At 49.6% G+C, this 21,080-nt stretch carries 15 protein-coding genes; 8 read left to right on the top strand and 7 right to left on the bottom strand.

Annotation, left to right across the window (positions count from 1 at the left end):
- Nucleotides 1–27 precede the first annotated feature (27 nt).
- Together AC5SV9_RS13645 and AC5SV9_RS13640 are read right to left on the bottom strand one after the other, a co-directional pair.
- A complete protein-coding gene (locus AC5SV9_RS13645) occupies nt 28–1,398 on the bottom strand; it encodes a sigma-54-dependent transcriptional regulator (protein ID WP_475149517.1) in 1,371 nt (456 codons plus the stop codon).
- A complete protein-coding gene (locus tag AC5SV9_RS13640) occupies nt 1,391–3,259 on the bottom strand; it encodes an ATP-binding protein (RefSeq protein WP_475149519.1) in 1,869 nt (622 codons plus the stop codon). Before AC5SV9_RS13640 ends, AC5SV9_RS13645 begins: the two co-directional genes overlap by 8 nt.
- A gap of 277 nt (nt 3,260–3,536) precedes the next feature.
- On the opposite strand from AC5SV9_RS13640, the gene AC5SV9_RS13635 reads away from it, so the two are divergent.
- The gene (locus tag AC5SV9_RS13635; protein WP_475149521.1) at nt 3,537–4,943 is read left to right on the top strand and encodes a cytochrome ubiquinol oxidase subunit I; all 1,407 of its coding nucleotides are present in this window, start codon (nt 3,537–3,539) and stop codon (nt 4,941–4,943) included.
- Nucleotides 4,943–5,986, top strand: a complete 1,044-nt coding sequence (gene cydB / locus AC5SV9_RS13630; RefSeq protein WP_475149522.1) for a cytochrome d ubiquinol oxidase subunit II — start codon at nt 4,943–4,945, stop codon at nt 5,984–5,986. The genes AC5SV9_RS13635 and cydB overlap by 1 nt, the downstream gene beginning before the upstream one ends.
- A 121-nt stretch (nt 5,987–6,107) precedes the next feature.
- Here cydB and AC5SV9_RS13625 read toward each other — a convergent pair whose 3' ends face one another.
- Nucleotides 6,108–8,219 carry a GGDEF/EAL domain-containing response regulator gene (locus tag AC5SV9_RS13625; RefSeq protein WP_475149525.1) on the bottom strand — a complete coding sequence of 704 codons (2,112 nt, stop codon included), beginning with the start codon at nt 8,217–8,219 and terminating at the stop codon, nt 6,108–6,110.
- Nucleotides 8,220–8,370: 151 nt separating this feature from the next.
- On the opposite strand from AC5SV9_RS13625, the gene AC5SV9_RS13620 reads away from it, so the two are divergent.
- The 5 genes from AC5SV9_RS13620 (at nt 8,371) to AC5SV9_RS13600 (ending at nt 14,783) form a co-directional block, all read left to right on the top strand.
- Nucleotides 8,371–8,955, top strand: coding sequence for an Hpt domain-containing protein (locus tag AC5SV9_RS13620; RefSeq protein WP_475149527.1), 585 nt, complete (start codon nt 8,371–8,373; stop codon nt 8,953–8,955).
- Complete coding sequence (locus AC5SV9_RS13615; RefSeq protein ID WP_475149529.1) at nt 8,952–12,746, top strand: CHASE domain-containing protein; 3,795 nt, start codon at nt 8,952–8,954, stop codon at nt 12,744–12,746. The genes AC5SV9_RS13620 and AC5SV9_RS13615 overlap by 4 nt, the downstream gene beginning before the upstream one ends.
- A 13-nt stretch (nt 12,747–12,759) precedes the next feature.
- Entirely contained in the window at nt 12,760–13,692 is a 933-nt protein-coding gene (locus AC5SV9_RS13610) for a diguanylate cyclase (RefSeq protein ID WP_495473515.1), read from the top strand.
- A gap of 126 nt (nt 13,693–13,818) precedes the next feature.
- Entirely contained in the window at nt 13,819–14,142 is a 324-nt protein-coding gene (locus AC5SV9_RS13605; RefSeq protein ID WP_475149534.1) for a hypothetical protein, read from the top strand.
- A gap of 80 nt (nt 14,143–14,222) precedes the next feature.
- Nucleotides 14,223–14,783, top strand: a complete 561-nt coding sequence (locus AC5SV9_RS13600; protein WP_475149535.1) for a CBS domain-containing protein — start codon at nt 14,223–14,225, stop codon at nt 14,781–14,783.
- An 82-nt stretch (nt 14,784–14,865) separates the two neighbouring features.
- Here the strand turns inward: AC5SV9_RS13600 and AC5SV9_RS13595 are convergent, their stop codons facing one another.
- The gene (locus AC5SV9_RS13595) at nt 14,866–15,423 is read right to left on the bottom strand and encodes an NAD/FAD-utilizing enzyme (RefSeq protein ID WP_475149537.1); all 558 of its coding nucleotides are present in this window, start codon (nt 15,421–15,423) and stop codon (nt 14,866–14,868) included.
- 219 nt (nt 15,424–15,642) lie between these two features.
- On the opposite strand from AC5SV9_RS13595, the gene AC5SV9_RS13590 reads away from it, so the two are divergent.
- Nucleotides 15,643–17,733 (top strand): S9 family peptidase, encoded by a 2,091-nt coding sequence (locus tag AC5SV9_RS13590; protein ID WP_475149539.1) that lies wholly within the window; start codon nt 15,643–15,645, stop codon nt 17,731–17,733.
- On the opposite strand, the gene AC5SV9_RS13585 is transcribed toward AC5SV9_RS13590, so the two are convergent.
- Genes AC5SV9_RS13585 through AC5SV9_RS13575 form a run of 3 tightly spaced genes read right to left on the bottom strand, consistent with a single transcriptional unit; the run spans nt 17,730 to nt 20,979 of the window.
- Nucleotides 17,730–18,419 carry a response regulator transcription factor gene (locus AC5SV9_RS13585; protein ID WP_475149541.1) on the bottom strand — a complete coding sequence of 230 codons (690 nt, stop codon included), beginning with the start codon at nt 18,417–18,419 and terminating at the stop codon, nt 17,730–17,732. The two genes, AC5SV9_RS13590 and AC5SV9_RS13585, sit on opposite strands and share 4 nt — an antisense overlap.
- On the bottom strand, nt 18,412–19,482 hold the full coding sequence (locus AC5SV9_RS13580) for a sensor histidine kinase (protein ID WP_475149543.1): 1,071 nt from the start codon (nt 19,480–19,482) through the stop codon (nt 18,412–18,414). The genes AC5SV9_RS13585 and AC5SV9_RS13580 overlap by 8 nt, the downstream gene beginning before the upstream one ends.
- Nucleotides 19,483–19,494: 12 nt before the next feature.
- On the bottom strand, nt 19,495–20,979 hold the full coding sequence (locus tag AC5SV9_RS13575; RefSeq protein WP_475149545.1) for a TrkH family potassium uptake protein: 1,485 nt from the start codon (nt 20,977–20,979) through the stop codon (nt 19,495–19,497).
- Nucleotides 20,980–21,080: the final 101 nt, after the last annotated feature.

The following is a 21,080-nucleotide window of genomic DNA, read 5'->3' as shown; positions in this document are numbered from 1 at the left end:
TGGTGTCTCCCTGATTTTTCGCCCACCTTATACGGCAAGTTGATAGCGGTCAATTTTCTTAAGTAAGCCCTGGCGCGATAACCCCAGCAAACGTGCAGCCTTGCTTTTGTTGCCACCGCTTTGCTGCATCGCCTGTTTAATTAACCTGATTTCAAGCGCCTGTACCGCTTCATCCAGCAGCAGACTGTCCCCCAGCTCCGACGGCAGCTGATGCAGTTGCCCGGCTGACGCGTCCGGATGCAACAGGCTGATATCGGCCATACTGATCACGCCATCCTGCGCCACTGCCGCCACGCTTTCCAGGGTATTTTTCAGCTCGCGGATATTGCCTGGCCAGTCCCGCTGCAAAAACCAGCTCAATGCCATACTATCCAACCTCACAGCCTGGCCATGTTGCTTCGACAGCTGTTCCAGAAAAAACTGTAACAATAACGGAATATCCTGGCTGCGCTCACTCAGTGCCTGGGTTTCAAGCGTAATACCCTTAATACGGTAATACAAATCTTCACGAAACAAACCTTTTTTAACCAAATCAGGTAAATTTGCATTGGTCGCCGAAATCAGTCTGATATCAATTTTATGTTGCTCACGGCCACCTACCGGGAAATAGGTACCTTCCTGTAACACCCTTAGCAACTTGACTTGCATCGGTAATGGCATCTCGCCAATTTCATCTAAAAACAAGGTACCGCTGTCAGCCAGTTTCAATAATCCCGGCCTGTCTTTATCTGCTCCGGTAAAAGCGCCTTTGACATAGCCAAACAACTCACTTTCCAGCAGGTCCGCCGGTATAGCGCCGCAGTGCACTGACACAAAAGGCTTGTCAGAGCGTTGGCTTAGCTCATGCAGCGCGCGCGATATCACCTCTTTGCCGGTGCCGGACGGGCCGGTCACCAACACTCTGACATCGGTTGGCGCTATACGCTGGATCAGTGTGCGCATTGCATCCATTGCTGCCGACACACCAATCAGCCGCCCAGTGCCCCCAGCGCTAACCTGTTGCTTTAACTGCTTTAGCTCATTATCAAGCTGATGTTTATTCAGGGCACGCTTAATCACTACCGCCAGCAAATCCGGGTCAACCGGCTTAGCAATAAAATCCCAGGCACCACTGGCTATCGCATCAAGCGCTAACTGCCGCTCTGCGTGGCCGGTCAGAATAATAACAGGGCGGCTGGTGAAATCGGGCAACGCCTCCAACGTGTGCAGCGGGTCAAACTGGGGCGGCAATGACAAGTCAAGCAAAATCAAATCGGCATCAAAGCTAGCTAGCTTGCTGCGGGCATTGCTCAGATCGGCTGCGGTTTCTACCTGATACCCGCTCTGATTCAGCCAACTTTGTGCCAGCTGGCGAAAAGCCGGTTCATCGTCTACCAGCAGGATCTTGCCATTACTCATTTTCTGTACCCTGTTGTTGATTAAAAAACTGCAGTACAAAACTCACAGGCCAGCCTAAATCGGATCTGTGCTGTACCGTTGCACCATGAGCTTGCATAATGCGCCGCACTATCGCAAGCCCAAGGCCACTGCCTCCGGCGCGTTTACTGACAAAAGGCTGAAACAGGCCTGGCAGTTGTGCGGCGGGAATCGCCGGGCCGTTGTTATGCACGAATAGTTGCACCTTATTTTGCCCGACCTTTGCGCAAAGCTTTATTTTTGCATCGCTCTGATTGCGGCAAAATGCCAGAGCGTTATCGAGCAAGTTAACGAAAACCTGCTGCAAGCGGTAACTGTCAGCCCATAGCAATAACTCATCCGAAACATCGAGTTGGCACTCAACGCCCTGCCAATCCTGCTGACTCATCACGCTTTGCAGCATGGCTTTTACCGGCACCAGGCTGCACTGCAATTGCAGCTGACCAGCGTAGCTTAGCAAGTCGGCGATTAGGCGGTCAGCCCGCTTTAATTGCTGCTGAATATGCTGACGCGTATCCGGCAGAGTTGTTGCAGCGGCCATAGCAATGATATTCAGCGGGTTACGTAACTCATGCGCCATGGCTGCAGATAAGGCGCCCAGTTCAACTAGATGTTGCTGGTCCAGCCTCTTACGTTCAGCCTCCGCCAGTTTCAGGGATTGCTCCAGAATACGGCAGTTACTCAGTAATAAAGCAGCAAACACCTCGCCCTGCAGCCGATAGCCGGGTGTAACATCGTCCCAGCCGGTCAGTTGATAAAACCAACCCTGCTCAGTGCGCAGACATTGAATATGCAGCTGGCTGCCTTGCTGGCCGGCATCAGGCAAACGCACCGTAACCTTCTGTCGCAGCTGCGCAGACAGTAAAGCAGCCGCCAGCTCCGCCAGCGCCTGCCAGCTATCACACTGCTGAAGCTGTGAGCGCCAATGCGCGAGTAAAGGTTCACTTAACTGGCCACCGGGGTAAATCAGACGACGGGCTAATGCCGCTATTGGCCGGTAACAGGCAGCCGACAATAACAACAATAACGCAGAATACAGCCAGAGCTGACTGGCAGGCACAGCGGCAAGTGCCTGCATGCCAAGCTGCCCGAGCAAGGCGCTGACCAAAGCCATCAGTGCCAGAACCAGCAACAGCATGCCGAGCCACAGTAGCGCTTTATTGGCAAACGCATTAATCGCCAGTACCTGATAGCGCACTACGCCATATACCAAAAACAGCAAATAGCTTGGCAATAACAGCATCGGATAGGGATACCAGTTAAGGCCCAAAGACGGAAACACAAAACTGGTTGCCAGTAGTAACCCCCAGCCACCGGCCAGAAACATTGCAACAATAGAGCGGCGTTTATTGCCGCTGTGAATGCGCCAGCCATGCCAAAGTACCGCATGCGCGGCTACACCGAGCAACACGGTATAAAACAGGTTCAACCAACCAATACCGGCGAAAATAAAGAAGGCATCAAAACCTGCTGTTGCTGTAACAGCACCGCCGGCACCAAACCAGCTGGTCACAATTACCAGCACACTGACACCATACAGCGCCGGCAGCAGACGATGCCATCGCGGTCGTATTTCAGCAGTTGGCGAGACAAACTGCAGTGCAAAATGCAGAAAAAACATCGGCATTAGCGGGTTTGCCAACACCAGCGCCACACCTACCGAGTGCCAGTTCTGCACTATAGCAATGTGCCCGCCACACCACAGCGCCATCATCGCTGCGAACCCCGCCAACGCTGGCATAGCGGGCTGGCGTTGGCCCTGTAGTAACAGCCAGCCGGCTAATAATACTGCACAGCCGCTGGTCAGCATCATGCTGATTTCAAATACAAGCGTTAAAGGCACTGTAAACCTCGTTTACGAAACCACTCCACCAAAAGTGTAAACACAGTTTACATCTGGCGCAATAGAAATAAAATTCTCTTTAAAATTCAATAATTAAAACTTATCAAAAAAATAGTGGTCAGTATCTTGCTGTAACTTAACTGTCTGTAGTAATTGGTGTGAGAACTCAAGATGAATAGTAGTTTGCTGGTGACTGAAATGTTAGCTCTGTTACTGATGGTCAGCGTAGCGCTGATACCCGCTGTGTTTGCCACTCTCCGGCGTAAGGATAACTGATATGGAACTGGATGCTGCGCTGTTATCCCGCTTACAGTTTGCTTTTACTATCAGTTTTCATATTATTTTTCCGTCTATTACCATAGGCTTAGCAACGCTTATCGCGATATGGGAAGGGCTATGGCTAAAAACGGCCAATCCGGTTTATCTGCAACTGGCCAAATTCTGGATCAAACCCTTCGCCATTACCTTTGGTATGGGGGTGGTCTCTGGCATAGTGTTGTCGTACGAGTTCGGCACTAATTTTTCAGAATTTTCGCGTATTACCGGAGCAGTGCTTGGCCCCTTAATGGCATATGAAGTGCTGACCGCGTTTTTCCTCGAAGCCGGTTTTCTTGGTATTATGCTATTTGGCTGGCAACGGGTTGGGCCTAAGCTACATTTTGTCTCCACTGTGGTAGTCGCCATAGGTACCTGGATCTCAGCATTCTGGATCATCGCAGCTAACTCCTGGATGCAAACACCAGCCGGACACCGCATTGTGGACGGCATATTTCAGGTAGACAGCTGGTGGCAGGTGATTTTTAACCCTTCTATGCCATACCGCTTTAGCCATATGCTGCTGGCAGCATTTATCACCGCTACCTTTGTCGTGCTGGCGACCAGCGCCTGGCAACTGCGTCACAGTGAACACAAGGCCATGGCGCGTAAAGGCTTGTCAATGACACTCTGGCTGGCATTGCTGTTAACCCCGTTACAAGCCTTTGTCGGCGACCTGCACGGCCTGAATGTCAAACAGCATCAACCGGTAAAACTGGCGGCAATGGAAGGGATCTGGCCTGAGCGTGAAGCCGGTGTACCCCTATTGTTGTTTGCTGTGCCGGATAAAGTTGCGGAAAAAAATCACTTTGAGCTGGCTATCCCTAAACTGGCCAGTCTGATCCTAACCCATGATGCAAACGGCGAGCTGGCCGGTTTAAAAGCTGTACCGGCAGCAGACAGACCGAATGTGCCGGTGGTGTTCTTTTCTTTCCGGGTGATGGTGGGTATTGGCGTATTAATGATCCTGGTCGCACTGGCTGGCGCTTACCTGCGCTGGCGGGGCACCCTGTACCGCAGCCGATGGTTTCTGACGTTCTGCAGTTACCTTGCCCCCAGCGGCATCATTGCCGTGCTTGCCGGTTGGTATGTGGTTGAAGTTGGTCGCCAGCCCTGGATTGTCTATGGCTTGCTGCGCACTGTGGATGTTGTGACGCCACTCCCCGCTGAACGCGTGCTGTTCTCGCTGACACTGTTCGTGCTGACTTACAGCCTGCTATTCGGCGTTTATCTGTATTTTATGCGCAAGCTTATTCGTAAGGGCCCGCCGCCACTTGCGCAGTTGCATCAACAACTGATAGGTGTCAAAGCATCAGGTTATGCCGTCGCGTTGGCCAAACAACTTACCCCGGCACAGGAGCAAAAATAATGGAACTGCAACTGGGTTTACCGCTGTTTTATTTTCTGCTGCTTGGCTTTGCCATCTTAATGTATGTGTTGCTGGATGGTTTTGATCTGGGTATGGGCATTTTATACCCCTGGTTCAATACCGACGCCGAGCATGATCATTTAATGCGATCTATCTCCCATGTCTGGGATGGTAATGAAACCTGGCTGGTATTTGGCGGAGTAATTCTGTTTGGTGCCTTCCCACTGGCGTATGCCAGTATTGCCAGCTTGTTGTACCTGCCAATTATGCTGATGCTGATTGGCCTGATCTTCCGCGGCGTAGCCTTTGAATACCGTTTCAAATCACATACCTCTAAGGTCTGGTGGAACCGTGCTTTTGCGGCAGGTTCCAGCCTGGCAGCCTTTTGCCAGGGGCTAATGCTCGGCGTGATTGTACAAGGTGTTGATGGCAGTAGCCTGACCCAGTCCAGTCTGCAATGGCTGACGCCGTTTAGCGTATTCACTGCTCTGGCGGTTATGGCTGGCTACGCCTTACTGGCCTGTACTTATCTGACCATGAAAAGTCGCGGCGCCATACAGCAAAAAGCGGCACGTTATGGCCAGAGACTGCTGATTTTTGTCATGTTGGCAATGTTACTGGTGAGTCTGTGGACACTTTATCAGCAACCGGCTATCCGCAGCCGTTGGTTTGGCGGAGTGTATAGTCTGGCATTGATGGTGTTACCACTGTTGGCGGTATTGGCTGCCCGTTTGCTATTTCGCGATTTGGCCCGGGTACAGCGCCAGTTCAGCGCCGAGCAGGCTATCAATAACCGCCATGAAAGCCGGCCATTCTGGCTGTCAGCCAGTTTATTCCTGCTGGCGTTTGCTGGCCTGGTGGTTGGGCTGTATCCGTACTTGTTGCCTCAGCAGCTAAGCTTTTATGCTGCGGCTGCACCAGACAGCAGCCTGAGCTTTATGTTACCCGGCATTTTGATTTTCCTGCCGTTGATCCTGGCATATACGCTGTGGGGTTATCATATCTTTCGCGGCAAAATAGAAGATTATGAGGAGGGCTACTAATGGCTGAACCAAAAAAAGCCAGCCAATTGCTGTGGTTTGTAGCACTGTATCTGGGCGGTATTAGCGCCCTGACAGTCTTAGCAGGCATGTTAAAGGCTGCCATGGGCCTGCTGTAACAGCGTCACTGCTTACTTGCCTGTAGATACTCGATAAACTGTTCTGGCGGCAAGGGTTTACTGTAATGGTAGCCCTGGCCGTACAGACAGCCTAATGCTTGCAGGCTAGCCTGATGCGCGGCAGTTTCTATGCCTTCAGCAATCAGCTCTATATTCATCGACTGTCCCAGCGAGATTATCGTTTTCACAATTTCATAATCGCTTTTGTCTTGTAGCATGTCTTTGACAAAAGACATGTCTATTTTCAGCACATCCACCTTAAAGCGTTTTAAGTAAGACAAACTGGAATAGCCGGTGCCAAAATCATCTATCGCGATACGAATGCCCAAAGCGCGGAATTTCTTCAGGATCTCTGCAGTACGCTCAGGGTCCCGGATCAGTGCTGTTTCTGTTACTTCCAGTTCTAATAAATCCGGTGATAGCTGACATTCCATTAGTAACTGCTCAATCAGCCCCATTAAGCCCGGATCGGTGAACTGGGCAGCTGCAATGTTCACTGACACAGGTAAAGTAACGCCTGCACTTTTCCACAGTGCCGCTTGTTGACAGGATTTTATCAGCACGACTTTACCAAGCGGCACAATCAGCCCGGTTTCCTCTGCTAACGGGATAAAATCAGCAGGCGATATGATTTTGCCATCTTCAGAGCGAATGCGGACCAGCGCTTCAGCGCCAATCACTCTGCCTGTATCCAGCGCAACTTTAGGCTGAAAATAAACCTCAAGTCTGTTGTGCTCTATCGCACTGCGTAAGTGTTGCTCCTGTTGATGCCGCTGCAGCATACGCTGGCCCAATTCTTCAGAGAAAAAGCAGTACCGGTTGCGGCCTTCCTGTTTGGCTTTAAACAGTGCCACATCGGCGTGACGCATCAGCTCTTCTTCACTCGCTGAATCAGTAGGATACAGGCTAACTCCCATGCTGAGCGACATGTTGTATTTTTTACCATCAATATCAAAAGGTTGGCGCATAACGCGTAAAATATTTTGCGCCAGAATACTGATTTGTTCTGTGTGTGCTATGTCAGGATAAATTAATACAAACTCATCGCCGCCAATACGCGCCAACGTCAGCTCAGGTTCCAGCACTGACTGCAACCTTTTCACCAGCATCAGCAATAATGCATCACCAAGCTGGTGTCCTAACGAGTCATTCAGATACTTAAACTGATCAATATCCAGCAGAATGACGCCAACCTGCCTATCTATAGTGGCTGCAAGGCGACAAGCCTGATGAATACGATCATTGAGCAATACACGGTTTGGCAAGCCGGTCAGCTGATCATGATTGGCCAGAAAACTCATTTTGGTCGCCAGAGCTCTGGCTTGTCCGACATCATGAAACACAATAATGGCGCCAAGCATATCGCCATTGATATCGAAAATAGGCGCGGCAGAGTCTTCCACCGGTATAGCTTCAGCGGAATTACGGTTGACTAACTCGCAATTCAGCGCCATCGCGACAATACGTTTTTCTGATAAAGCCAGCATTATCGGGTTGGTGCTTGACTGTTTACTGTCTGCATCCCGCAACTGCATCACATCAGTAATATGCTTACCTTTTGCATCTGACGCCCGCCAGCCGGCCATCCGCTCAGCAATAGGGTTCATAAAGCTGATGCAACCATTAACATCTGTTGCGATCACAGCATCACCAATAGAATTCAATGTAACCTGCAATTGCTGCTTTTCGGCATAGATTTGCTGCTGGCTGAGTTTTAAAGCCCTGGCCTGTTGCTGCAGTATTAAATGGTTATGCACTCTTAAGCGGCATATTTCACGATTAAACGGCCGGGCGATAAAGTCTACCGCACCGTAAGAAAGAGAGTTAAACTCAAACTCAGCCTCTGTCAGGGCGGAAATAAAAATAACAGAAATGTCGCGGGTTAAAGGGCTGTTTTTTAACTGCTGACATACTTCAAAACCGTTGAGTTGCGGCATCTCGATGTCCAATAAGATGACATCCGGCTGTAACTCCAAGGCTTTATCGTAGGCTTGCGTACTGTCTACCACAAAATAAATATCGCCCAGATCACTCAGAATGTCACTGAGCAACGCAATATTGCCTGCCTGGTCATCAACGATCAAAATTACTTGCCGTCCGGCGTCGTTTACTGCCATATATTTTGCATCCTGCACACCTACCGATTTTGGTTATAGTGCAGTAGTAACAGAAAAACTATACGGAAATTAAATAAATCGCTGACGAAGTATGATAAAAATGCCAATAATGGCTTAACTGTTAATGACGCCCGGTAACAGGATTACAACAATGGCACTGATTAACCACACCAGACTCCATGCTGTGCTGTCTATGTCACAACAACATCAACCACAGCTTATTCGCATGATCAGTACCTTGCTGGCTGATGCTGAAAAAAATATCAGCCAGTTACAGAGCTATGCTCAGGCGCAGCAACTACAGGAATTACAACAAACCCTGCATAAAATCCGCGGCGGCTACGCTACGCTGGGGGCTGAAGATTTGGCGCATATCAGTAAAACGTTAGAACTGGCATTGGAACAGCAGCAGTCCTTCTCTGAGGCTGATTTAGCTGAATTTATTTCAGTTTACCGCCAAAGCTGCGTAGCATTACAACAAGAAATATCTAAACTGCAAGGCGATATTGAACCAGAGCAGACAGCACTGGACATAGTTCAATTGTATTATTTGCTGCGCCGGCAGGACATGCAGGCTTGTACACTGGTTCAAAACAATCAGGCTCAGCTGAAACAATTACTGACTAACACTCTCGCTGACGAATTTAGCCAACACGTGTTTGCGTTAAACTTTACCGCCGCGGCCGTTATACTGCAGCCGTTTCTGCCTCCTGAGCAAAGGTCGACCCAAAAATGATGCAAACTGCCATTCGCAGTACGTTAAATCTGCGTAGCCTGCTGCTGTCGCTGTGGCTGCCACTGGCTATTTTCGTTGCTGGTTACCTTGCCGCCTCTCACTATGCAACACAACAAAAAGCCGAGCAGCAGCAGCGAATTCAGCAAGCGGTGATGCAACGTCTGCAGCTGATAACTGACGGTGTGCGCGAAAAAGTTACCTTGTACCAGTATGGCTTACGGGGCACCCGCGGTGCTGTTATGACAATCTCGCCAGAGCGGTTTAGCTACCAGGATATGCAAACATACACTCTAAGCAGAGACTATAAGCTGGAGTTTCCCGGTGCCCGTGGCTTTGGTCTTATCCGTCATGTTGCCCCCGAGCAAAAAGAGAGCTTCCTGCAGCGAATGGCTAAAGAGCGACCTGATTACAGCTTTAACATTAAGCAATTACAACCTCACCAACATAGTTTGTTTGTAATTCAGTATATAGAACCGGAAGTGCGCAACAGTGAAGCCGTTGGTTTGGATATAGGATCAGAACCCATGCGGCGTAAAGCCGCTCTTGACGCTGCGTTGAATAATGAAATCCGCCTGACAGCGCCCATCACGTTAGTGCAAGCTGATCAGAAAACCCAACAGGGGTTTTTAATTCTGATGCCGGTATATCTGTCAGCTACTCCGGCAACCGAGCCCGAACAGCGCTTACGCCAGCTATACGGTTGGAGTTACGCCCCTATTCTGATCGATGAAGTACTCAGCACTGTCAGCGGTTTGCGCGATGATGTGATGCTGCAGATCACCGACAGTACTGACCATCAGCAGCTAACGTTTTTTCAGTATGGCCAGGCACCAGAGCAACAGATTATTTATCAGCAGCAACAGGAGCTGAAATTGTTCGGCCGGCAGTGGCAACTGGCATTAGTGCCAACGCCGGCATTTATTAAAGCACTGCAACTGCCATCTGGCAGCGCTTTATTTCGCGAAATCCTTAGCATGACAGTACTGCTGACACTGATTGTTTTTTTAGCTCAGTTGCTACTGTTACGCCGCCGCCAGCTGGCAAAACACAAAATGGAGCTGGCACGGATAGAAGAAAAACTGCTAAAGCAAGCAAATGCAGAGCTTGAGCAACAAGTTGCCCTGCGTACAGCTGAGATCTCACGCGTCAGCACGTTACAGCGTAGCATTTTAAAAGGTGCGGGCTATGCCATTATTGCAACGGACACCAAGGGTGTGATTACCGCATTTAACCCGGCTGCAGAACGCTTGCTCGGCTATCAGGCGTCTGAAGTAATCAATGTGCAAACACCAGGCATCTTTCACCTGCCTGAAGAAGTGGCAAAACGAGCTGCTTTACTCAGCAGCGAGCTCGGACGGACAGTACCAGAGGGTTTTGAAACCTTTGTGGCAAAAGCACGCCTTGGCCTGCAAGACATCAACCGCTGGACCTACGTCACCAAAACAGGGGACCAAGTGCAGGTTAGGCTGAATGTCAGTGCACTAATGGACGAAAATGGCAGTCTGACCGGCTTTCTCGGCATTGCTTTTGATTTAACCGAGCAACTTAAACGCGAAACAGAGCTGGCAGCAGCTAAAGAGCAAGCCGAAATTGCCAGCAAAGCTAAATCTGACTTTCTGGCCAACATGAGCCATGAAATCCGCACCCCGATGAACGCGATACTGGGGTTACTGCAGTTGGTCGCCAATACACATCTGGATAAACGCCAGAGTGACTACATAGACAGAACGCAGCGTGCGGCTAAGTCATTGCTGCTGCTATTAAACGATATTCTGGATTTTTCTAAAGTAGAAGCTGGCAAGCTCGAGCTCGATCCACATACCTTCAGTTTGCCAACATTGATGCAGGATATCGGCATCATTCTATCATCAGGCACCTGCGATAAAGAACTGGAAGTGCTATTTCATATCGCACCCGATGTGCCCCAACTTATTGTTGGTGACAGCTTACGAATTAAACAGGTATTGCTCAACCTGGCCGGCAATGCCATTAAATTTACTGAAACCGGCGAGGTCATTATCAGCATTGCGGCCAAACCTGCTGACGGCGATATGCTGACTTTACACTGTGCTGTTTCAGACACCGGCATTGGCATGACGGCAGAGCAGCAACAAGCTATTTTCAGTGGCTTTCATCAGGCCGAATCATCAATAAGTCGTCGTTATGGCGGCACAGGCCTTGGCCTGGCGATCAGTAAGCGGCTGGTCAATCTGATGGGCGGCAATATCACAGTACAAAGCGAGCTTGGTCGTGGCAGCACTTTCGAATTTGACATTTTGCTGCAGCAAGCTGAAGACAGTGCTGTGGCGCAGCATCCTGCTCTGGATACGCTGCCTTCTGCCCTAAAAGTATTGATTGTGGATGATAATGATAATGCCAGGCTGATTTTGCGGGAAATGACAGAATCATTTGGCTGGCTTGCCCATACCGCCAAGGATGCCCAACAAGCGTTACCTCTGTTGAATCAGGCCAGCGCATCGGGAGAGCCTTATGCCATTTTGTTTATCGACTGGCGTATGCCGGGCATGGACGGTCTGGAATTTGCTCGCTACCTGAAGCAAGATAATCAGGTTCAGACGCCACCGCTGGTTGTGATGATTACAGCTTATGGCAAAGAGGTGCTGACCAAGCACACGGCCAGTTACCAGCAACTGTTGGATGGTTTTTTGATGAAGCCAGTAACACACGATGTCATGCTAAATACGGTGCAGGCTATTCTATCCGGAGATTCCGTGTTACCGGCTGATAACCCGATACAAATAAACAGTAAACCGCTGACTGGGCTGACACTGCTGCTGGTTGAAGACAATGTAACTAATCAACTGGTGGCAACAGAACTGCTGCTGCAGCAAGGAGCAATCATAGATATTGCCGGCAGCGGGCAGCAGGCACTGACCATGCTACAAGAGCAGCCAGAGCGTTATGATTTAGTCCTGATGGATATTCAGATGCCGGAGATGGATGGCTATCAAACCACTGAGCTTATCCGCCAGCAGTTACAACTGACCAATTTACCCATAGTAGCAATGACAGCCAACGCCCTGCCAACCGATAAAGCAGCCTGTTTTGCTGCTGGCATGCAGGACCACATCGCAAAACCTTTCTCTGTAGCAGAAGTCGTGCAGAAAACCCTGCATTACTGTGGAGTATTGCAAAACACTGAATTGCCAGAGAACCCTTCCGCCAGCTTTGACCGCACCACGTTGGCATTTTGTCAGCAACATCAGATAGATCTGGAGCAGGCCTGCGCCAGATTAGGCAACTCCGTCGATTTATATCAAAGGGTATTACAGCAATTTAGTAGAGATGTGCAGCAGGCCGCTATAACTTTGCGCCAGCATAAGTTAGCGCAAGCCGATACCAGAATATTGTTTCACAGCCTTAAAGGCTCAGCCGCCACTGTTGGTTTCAGTGTTTTGGCACAGCAAGCTGCTGCCGAAGAAGCCAGGTTTAACATGGCAGAGCAACAACCCTCAGCAGACTTGCCGCTAATACTTACATTGCTGGACGAAAGCCAAAGCCAGGCGACAGAGTTACTACAGCTTCTTCAGGCACAGAAAGCGACAGAGAAAGATACCATTGAGCTCACTGAAATAGAGTTGCAACAACAGTTGAATTTATTAATGAAATATCTGACGTCAGCCAATATGCAGGCATTGGCAACGTTCAAAGCTTTGCTCCCTACTTTACAGCAAAAGACGCCACAACTTGCAGAGCAATTGGACAACGCCATTTCAGCCTTGGCATTTGATCAAGCAGCTGCGATACTTCAGGCACTGATACATGAATGAGCAGAATAACCTAATGTCCGATATACAACTGTCAGATTTCCCGGCTTTTTCTGAGCAGGCGGTTATTCTGGTAGTTGATGACCAGCCAATCAACATTCAGGTTATTTACCAGATACTGGGCAGTAACTATAAAATTTTGATGGCAACCTCTGGCGCTCAGGCAATTAAAGTCTGTACAGAGAGTTTACCTGACCTGGTATTAATGGACGTATTGATGCCCGAGCAGGATGGTCTGGAAACCTGCCGTCAGATGAAAGCGCAGGAAACCATAGCAGATATTCCGGTTATTTTTGTCACCGCCGCACAACAGCAGGAAGAAGAAGATGCCTGCTGGCAAGCGGGCGCTGTCGATTTTATTCAAAAGCCAGTTAATGCCAATACATTGCGTCACCGCGTTAATGCGCACCTGACGCTGAAAAAACAGTCAGATTTGCTACGTTCACTGGCATTTATAGATGGCCTGACCCATGTCTACAACCGGCGCTACTTCGATCAGTTCCTGCAAAAGCAGCTGGCTGCCTGCAAGCGCCATCAAATGCCGCTGGCAGTGCTGCTTATTGATATTGATCATTTTAAACTTTATAACGACCATCTGGGCCATCTAGCTGGGGACGACGCGCTGCGCCGGGTTGCTGCAGCGATGAAAGCCTGCTGTCTGCGCCCTAACGATTTAATTGCCCGTTATGGTGGTGAAGAGTTTGTCGCGGTATTACCCGATACCACTGCAGATGGGGCGCGTATTGTGGCTGAGAAAATCCTGACGGCTATTACGATGCTAGCCATTCCTCACCCGGCGTCTAAATTCAGCATTATCAGCGTCAGTATTGGTATCGCTGCAGCTGATCTGCACTGGGGCTATGAAAAAGACATTACAGAACGTGCTGACAGGCAGCTATACCTGACCAAACAGCGTGGTCGTAATGGCTTCTCACAAGAGACAACCTGATAGCCTAACCTCTTAACAGTAAAATTGTGCACTTTGTCGCAATTGTCTGCCTGCCAGCCTTGCATAATTTGTAAACAGCCAGCATATTTGATTTAGATCAATGTGGGTTGAAAAAGGTTATTCGTTGTGCGCTGGCTAAGTAGTTTTGCCTTAATGCTGTATCTGAGCTTGTTGTGTACACCACAAGCCTTTGCAGTGCACGATGCACGGCTATCACCACTGGCCGATACACAATTTCATGCTGTTACCCCTGAAATACCACAATGTACCTCTGATATCACTCAGGACGGCGCAGATGAGCCGCAACCCGTTTTGCCTGTTGCAGGCAATAAACAACTGCCCTACAACCGCAATCACGCTGTTGAGCAACGGATACTTTGTAGCCGTACAGCCAGTCTGACACTGCAGCAGGCCCGCGCCCCACCGGTATTTTTCTCACAATTTGTTTAATTCTGAACAGCCAGGCTGTTTATTTACCAATAAATTATTTTTCCGGCATGGCCTCTGCGTGTCGGTTTGTGAGGAATACCATGAAAACATTAGCCTTATATGCTGTTGAAGCTATTGATCATTTAGTACAACCAGCTGATTTTGACGATACAACTCTGAGTTCACCGGCGCTGTCAGTTGTCACCGACTTTAAACACAGCCTGCCTAATATGATCAGTGCAACCAGCTCTGCCAGTGATGCACTTGAAATGATGCAACAAGAGCACAGTAAGTTAAAACTGGTTGTTGATAACGACGGTGAGATGGTTGGCTTGCTGCATCTGGAGCAGCTGTCAGATCAGGCTATTATGCGTCGTGTTGCTTTTGGCGACAGCCGTGATGATATCCTGGTTGCAGACCTGATGCGCCCACGCGAACGTATCAAAGCTCTGGCGTACCAACAGTTAAAGCAATGCAGTATTGCGGATGTCGTCAATACGCTGCAATCCAGCGGTGAACAACACTGCGTCGTCATCGACCGCGAAAGCCATCAGATCCGCGGTGTGATAAGCGCACAAGACATTGCACGGCGGCTGAAAGTAAATCTGCATATTCAGCAGACGCCAACTTTCCTGCATATCTTCGACAGCCTGAGTGCCTGACACCATGACAGATCAGGCTGGCTGCAATAGCCAGCCTGTATCACTCCACGTTTGGATATGTCGCCGCTAAGATCTGACGCTGTTAGGGCATAACTTTGACAAAACGATGAAATAGCTGCTGACTACGCACAACCCAGGCCGGTGTAGCCTCGCCCTGGCCGACACTTTTCAACTTCGGATATTGTTTTATCACTGCCTTAAGCACCGCCTCCTGCGCTGGCTCAATATCAATAAACAACACATGTTGTCCCTGCTGCAGTTCTGCCTGAAAGCGCTTGAAGTGGGTATTGGGTTGTTGAATACCAATAAAGCCGCCTTCCCAGGTACAGAACCCCAGCACCACGACAGCCAGGAAAATAAACGGGATCCAACCAGCGGTTGTTTCGGTCCACTCCATCATGTAGGCCAGAGCCAGAATGAACAACGCTGCTATTACGCCAATGACTGCGCCAACTTCCGTGGCATGCACAACGTCACTTTTCAAAACAGGTGCAACTTCATGTAAACGGTGTAGTTCTATCGCTGCATCATTATCACTCAGCACATGAATTTGCGGTGCGTCTATACCCTGGCGCTGCAGTTCATATTCTACTTTGACAAAATCGGTTAAGTCGTTGCTGATAAAGTAATGCCTTAACATGTCGCCATCCTCCATACAGATAAACAACAGGGCGTTAAGTATAGGCAACCGGAACCAGTTCTGTACAAATATTAACCACACTCTGATACTGAAAGAGCAGCGAAATTTAGGGCTATGCCGCTTAAAACCTTCAATTTGCCGCTAACAGGTTTGTAACGGCAAACAGATCAGGATAGCTTAACGGCACAAACGACAAAATTAATAATATCCGGGGGATTTATGTCTACTTTTACCCGCTCAGCACTGGCCATTACCGCCAGTCTGATCCTGGGCAGCAGTGTGTTGCAGGCTGATACTATAAACCAGACACCAGCCAGCGCCAGCAGCCGTTACTTCGAAGCAGAAGATATATTTGCGCTGGAATATGCCAGCGATGTGCAAATTTCCCCCGATGGCAGCAAAATCGTTTATGTTCGCGCCAGCAACGACATCATGACTGACAGCACGCACACCACTTTGTGGTTGCTGGATGTCAAAACCGGTAAACAGCTACCGTTGTTTGCTGATAAATTTAACTATAGCCAGCCGCGCTGGTCTGCCGATGGTAAGCAACTGGCGTTTATCTCGGATGTTAGCGGCAAGCGCCAAATTCACCTGCACTGGCTGGCGGAGAATAAAACTGCACAGCTATCAACGCTGCAAAACAGCCCATCCAACCTGACCTGGTCACCGGATGGCAAACACCTGGCGTTTACAATGAACGTGATGGCCAGCGAGGCCGACGTAAAACAACGGGTTAAGAAAGTGAAAAAGCCTGCAGGCGCAAAATGGTCTGATTCGGCAGTAGTGCTGGACAGAGTGCGCTATCAGGCAGATGGTCAGGGTTTTCTTAAACCCGAGTTCAGGCAAATCTTTATTCTGCCAGCCAATGGTGGCACCGAGCGCCAGCTGACCAAAGGCGATTTCCACTATGGCAGCGATCTACAGTTCACACCTGACAGTAAAGCACTGGTGTTCTCAGCCAATCTGGATGCTGAGTGGGAGTTTCAGCCACGCGACAGCAACCTGTACCGGCTGGATTTAGCCACAGAGCAACTGACAGCACTGACCACCATGGCAGGCGACGAGTCGTCACCGGTATTTTCACCTGATGGCAAGCAACTGGCTTTCCTGTGGCAAAGCAATGACCTGGTGCCTTACAGCAATAGTAAGTTGAAAGTACTTACGCTGGGTAATAATACTATCACTGATATCGCACCAGACTTTGACCGCAGTATTGATAGCCCCAACTGGCTGAGCAATTCAAGCTTTGTGGTGCAGTACGATGATCGCGGTCAGCGCAAACTAGCCAGCTTAACCAATAAAGGCAAACTGACCGACCTGACGGCCAGCTTAGGCGGCGTTAGCCAGCCACAACCTTATCTGAGCGGCCAGTACAGTGTGTCAGACAATGGCGTAATAGCCTACACCCATGGTACCAGTCAGCGCCCAAGCGATGTTGCTGTAATGCAAAAAGGCAAAACCACAGTGCTGACGGCACTTAACGAAGATTTGTTAGGCCACAAAAAACTGGCTCAGGTACATGAAATCACCTATAAATCTTCATTTGACGGCGAGGAGATCCAGGGCTGGTATATGACACCTCCGGATTTCGACCCGGCGAAAAAATATCCGTTACTGCTGGAAATTCACGGCGGCCCGCATTTAGCGTACGGCCCGCAATGGAGCGCCGAAATGCAGCGTTATGCCAAAGAAGGCTATGTGGTGTTTTACGACAATCACCGCGGCAGCTCATCTTATGGCGAACGTTTTGCGATGTTACTGCATAATAAATACAGCTCACCGGAAGACTATGCCGACCACGACAGCGGCGTAAATGCGATGCTTAAACTCGGTTTTATCGATGAAAATAATCTGTTTATCGGCGGTGGTTCTGCCGGTGGTATCGCGACCGCCTATGCCATTGGCCTGACCAACAGATATAAAGCGGCAGCAGTTGTTAAACCTATTATCAACTGGCTAAGCAAAGTGCTTACCGGCGACTCTTATACCTACCAGACTTTTCATCAGTTCCCGGGTGTACCTTGGGAAAATGTTGAGCATTACTGGCAGCGCTCACCGCTGAGCCTGGTAGGTAACGTTACTACGCCAACGATTCTGATCACAGGTGAAAGCGACAGGCGTACGCCAATCTCGGAATCAGAGCAGTTCTATCAGGCGCTGAAATTACGCCGTATTGATACGGCGATGGTGCGTATTCCGGGCTCGCCACATGGTATTTCTAACCGGCCAAGCCGGATGATTGAGAAAGTAGAATACATGTTGGCCTGGTTTGAGAAGTACCGCACACCAACGCAACAAACCAACTAATCGTCTGACCCGGTGTTGGCTATCAACCGGTAGCCAACACCGGGTTCTGTTTTCAGGTAACTTGGCGCAGCAGGATTCGCCTCCAGCTTCTGTCGCAACTGTGCCATGTGCACCCGCACATATTCCGGTCGGTCAACATAAGCCTTACCCCAAACCTGAGTCAAAATCTGGTTATGTGTCAGTACCTTGTCGCAGTGCCGCATCAGTAGTAACAAAATGTCATATTCGGTTTTAGTCAGGTGAACCTGCTGCCCTGCGCGCTGCACCGTACGGCTTATCGGGTCCAGCTGCACATCACCGAACACAAACAGCTGCTGACTCAGCGCGACTTTACGTAAGTTTGCTCGCACCCTGGCCATCAGCTCTGCAGCGCTGAACGGCTTAGTGACATAATCATTGGCACCATTATCCAGCGCCTGAACTTTATCCTGCTCGCTGTGGCGGGCTGAGATCACAATCACAGGTGTATCGCACCAGCTACGTAATTGCTGCAGCCAGAGCTGACCATCCATATCAGAGAGCCCCAAATCCAATAAAATAAGCGCTGCCGGCTGTGAAACCAGGCACTGTAACGCCGGCAGACCTGCGCTAAAGCTCAGCACCTGATATTGCTGACTATTTAGCAAAGTGGTCAGGAAGCTTTGCATAGCCGGATCATCTTCCAGTACCAATATCGTATCAGCCATGATGTAACTCCGCCGTTTCCTCTATACGTGTGGGCCAGCGTAGCGTTGCCAATATGGTAGGGGCAGCTGTGGTTTGCAACGTAAATTGGCCATTGTGTAACTGCATTACCGCTTTACAGATGGCGGTACCCAGACCGGTACCACTGTCACGCTGACTGTGTTGCCGCGGCGCCAGCGCATTACTGACCTGTAAATTGTAGTAACCGTCATTCAGCGTAAAGCTGACAATCACCGGCGCAGCACCGTGGCGCACCGCATTTTCCAGCATATTAGCCAGCGCTATTTCTAACAAAGTGCTATCGGCAATACATCTGGAGCCCGTCAGCTCTGTCTGCAGTGACAAGCCGTTTAACAGCTGTGCACGCCGGCTTATCGCGGCTGAAACAATGTCTGCGACGTCCAGCTCAGCGAGCGCCAGCGTCTGTTGCGGCTGCTGCACCCGACTTAACTCCATCACTTTGTCAAAGTGCTGACTGAGCAAACTACTTTGCTGAAAAATATTCTCAGCCTGCTGCTTTATCACTTCACGGCTCAGTGCCAGCTCTTTGTCAGCCAGCATGCTTGATGCCCCCATAATGGTTGCCAGCGGTGTGCGTAAATCATGTGAGATAGACCTTAGCAGCATAGCGCGACTGTACTCCAGCTCCGCCTGAAAACGTGCCTGGCGGGTTTTGTTGGCCAATAGCTGCCTTTGGCGCATGTGCTTTTTGGCACGCGCCAGTTCAATGCGTAAGCGCCCGGACAACCGGCCAATAAAGCTACCCAGCAGCAACATCACAATAAAGGTGATCAGATAGTCGATCTGGTGTACATATAAGGTGTTATAGGGTTCAACAAAAAACCAGTCGAGCAGTAAGACACTGCTTACCGTCGTAATAACGGCCCAGCGTTGTCCGGCTTGCTGCGCCATCCAGGTTACCCATAGCAGCTGTAACATGGCGACGTCGGTGGTGGTTAATAAATCACGCCCCGGCAACAGCAGCAATGCAATTAATACAGGTACAAGCAAGGCTAATAGCATCAACTGCCATATCGCATAATGTCTGGCCGGTGTAAGCTTCATCTGATAACCACCTCAGTAGCGCCAGTACATTGGCGTAAACAATAACAACATCGTCAGGATCTCAAGCCTGCCAAGCAACATACCCAGCGTTAACCACCATTTGGCACCATCGGGCAAGGTTGAGAAATTACCGGCCGGACCGATGATATCACCCAGCCCGGGGCCAACGTTACCTACCGCTGTGGCTGCACCTGTCAGCGCTGTTACAAAGTCCAGATTATACATCGACAAAATCAGTGCTAAAGCGGCCACTGTAGCAAAATAAATAAAGGCAAACGCTAATACTGCGCCCAGCAAACTATCGTCGAGCTTTTTGCTGCCATATTTGCGCGTCCATACTGCGTTGGGGTGTATAAGTAAATTCAACTGTTTAAGTAGCAAATACCCCGCCAGCTGAGTTCGGAAAATCTTCAACCCACCCGAGGTTGAACCAGAGCAACCGCCACTGAATGTCAGGTAAAAAAACAGTACAACCGCCAACGCCCCCCACTTCGTATAGTCCTCAGAGGCGTAGCCACAGGTGGTAATAACGGACACCACATTAAATACACTGTGAGTTAATGCTGAAAACCAATCCCGGTCATTATGTGCTATTTGGTATAGCGCCAGCAGTATGGCGGCAACCATTACAATTGCAATAAAAGCTTTGACCTGAGGGTCGCGCAACAGCGCCCATTTATCACCGCGCGCCATGCCAACAAACAGTACAAAGGGCAAAGCGGCCAGTGCCATCCAGACACTGCTTAACCATAGCAACCAGGGTTTGTCATTAAAATAACCAAAAGAGGCATCATAGTTTGCAAAACCGCCGGTCGCGGCCGATGTCATGGCATGCGTCAACGCATCAAACCAAGACATGCCTCCAATATAGTAACTTAACGTGGCGCTGGCACTGATAGCCAGATAAACCAATAAAATAGAACCGGACAAATGGCTACTGCGCGGCAGTATTTTCTCCGAAATATCCGAACTTTCGGTTTTAAACAGCTTCATGCCGCCAATTTTCAATGCAGGTAATATCGCGATTGCCATCACAATAATGCCAATGCCGCCAATCCATTGCAAAATAGCGCGCCAAAGCAACACAGCTTTGGGCATAGTATCCAGTCCGCTAAGCACGGTAGAGCCTGTCGTCGTAATCGCGGACACGGCTTCAAACCAGGCATCCGTTATACTCAGTTGCGGTAAACTCAGATACAGCGGCAAAGCCGCAAAAGCACACACCGACAACCAGCACAGTGTGGTCAGTAAAAACAAATAGCGTTTTTTCAGCTCTGTAGCGCCGTCTGACCGCATTAGCAATGCCGCGCCGGCACAGGCAGTCACGACTGCTGACAACAAAAAGTTCCAGAACGCCTTGTCGTGCAGCATAAAACTGATGGCCATCGTAGCAAGCTGAGCTGCAGCAAGGCACGCCAGCAAATAACCAATCACCCGGTAAAAAAAACGCTTGTTATTGACAGCACTAACATTGAGGACAAAGGAGTAATCAGACATTACAACACAAACCTGGTTTCAGATGCCGCAAAGCCTAACGCTTTCGCTGCTGCTGTGTTGTAAAGCTTTTCTAAAGATTTAAGTCATGCGTATAAAGATTT

This window comes from Rheinheimera sp. ATLC3, from assembly GCF_059429535.1.
Note: the sequence above shows the minus strand (reverse complement) of the source record. Positions and strands in the feature narration are given on the sequence as shown.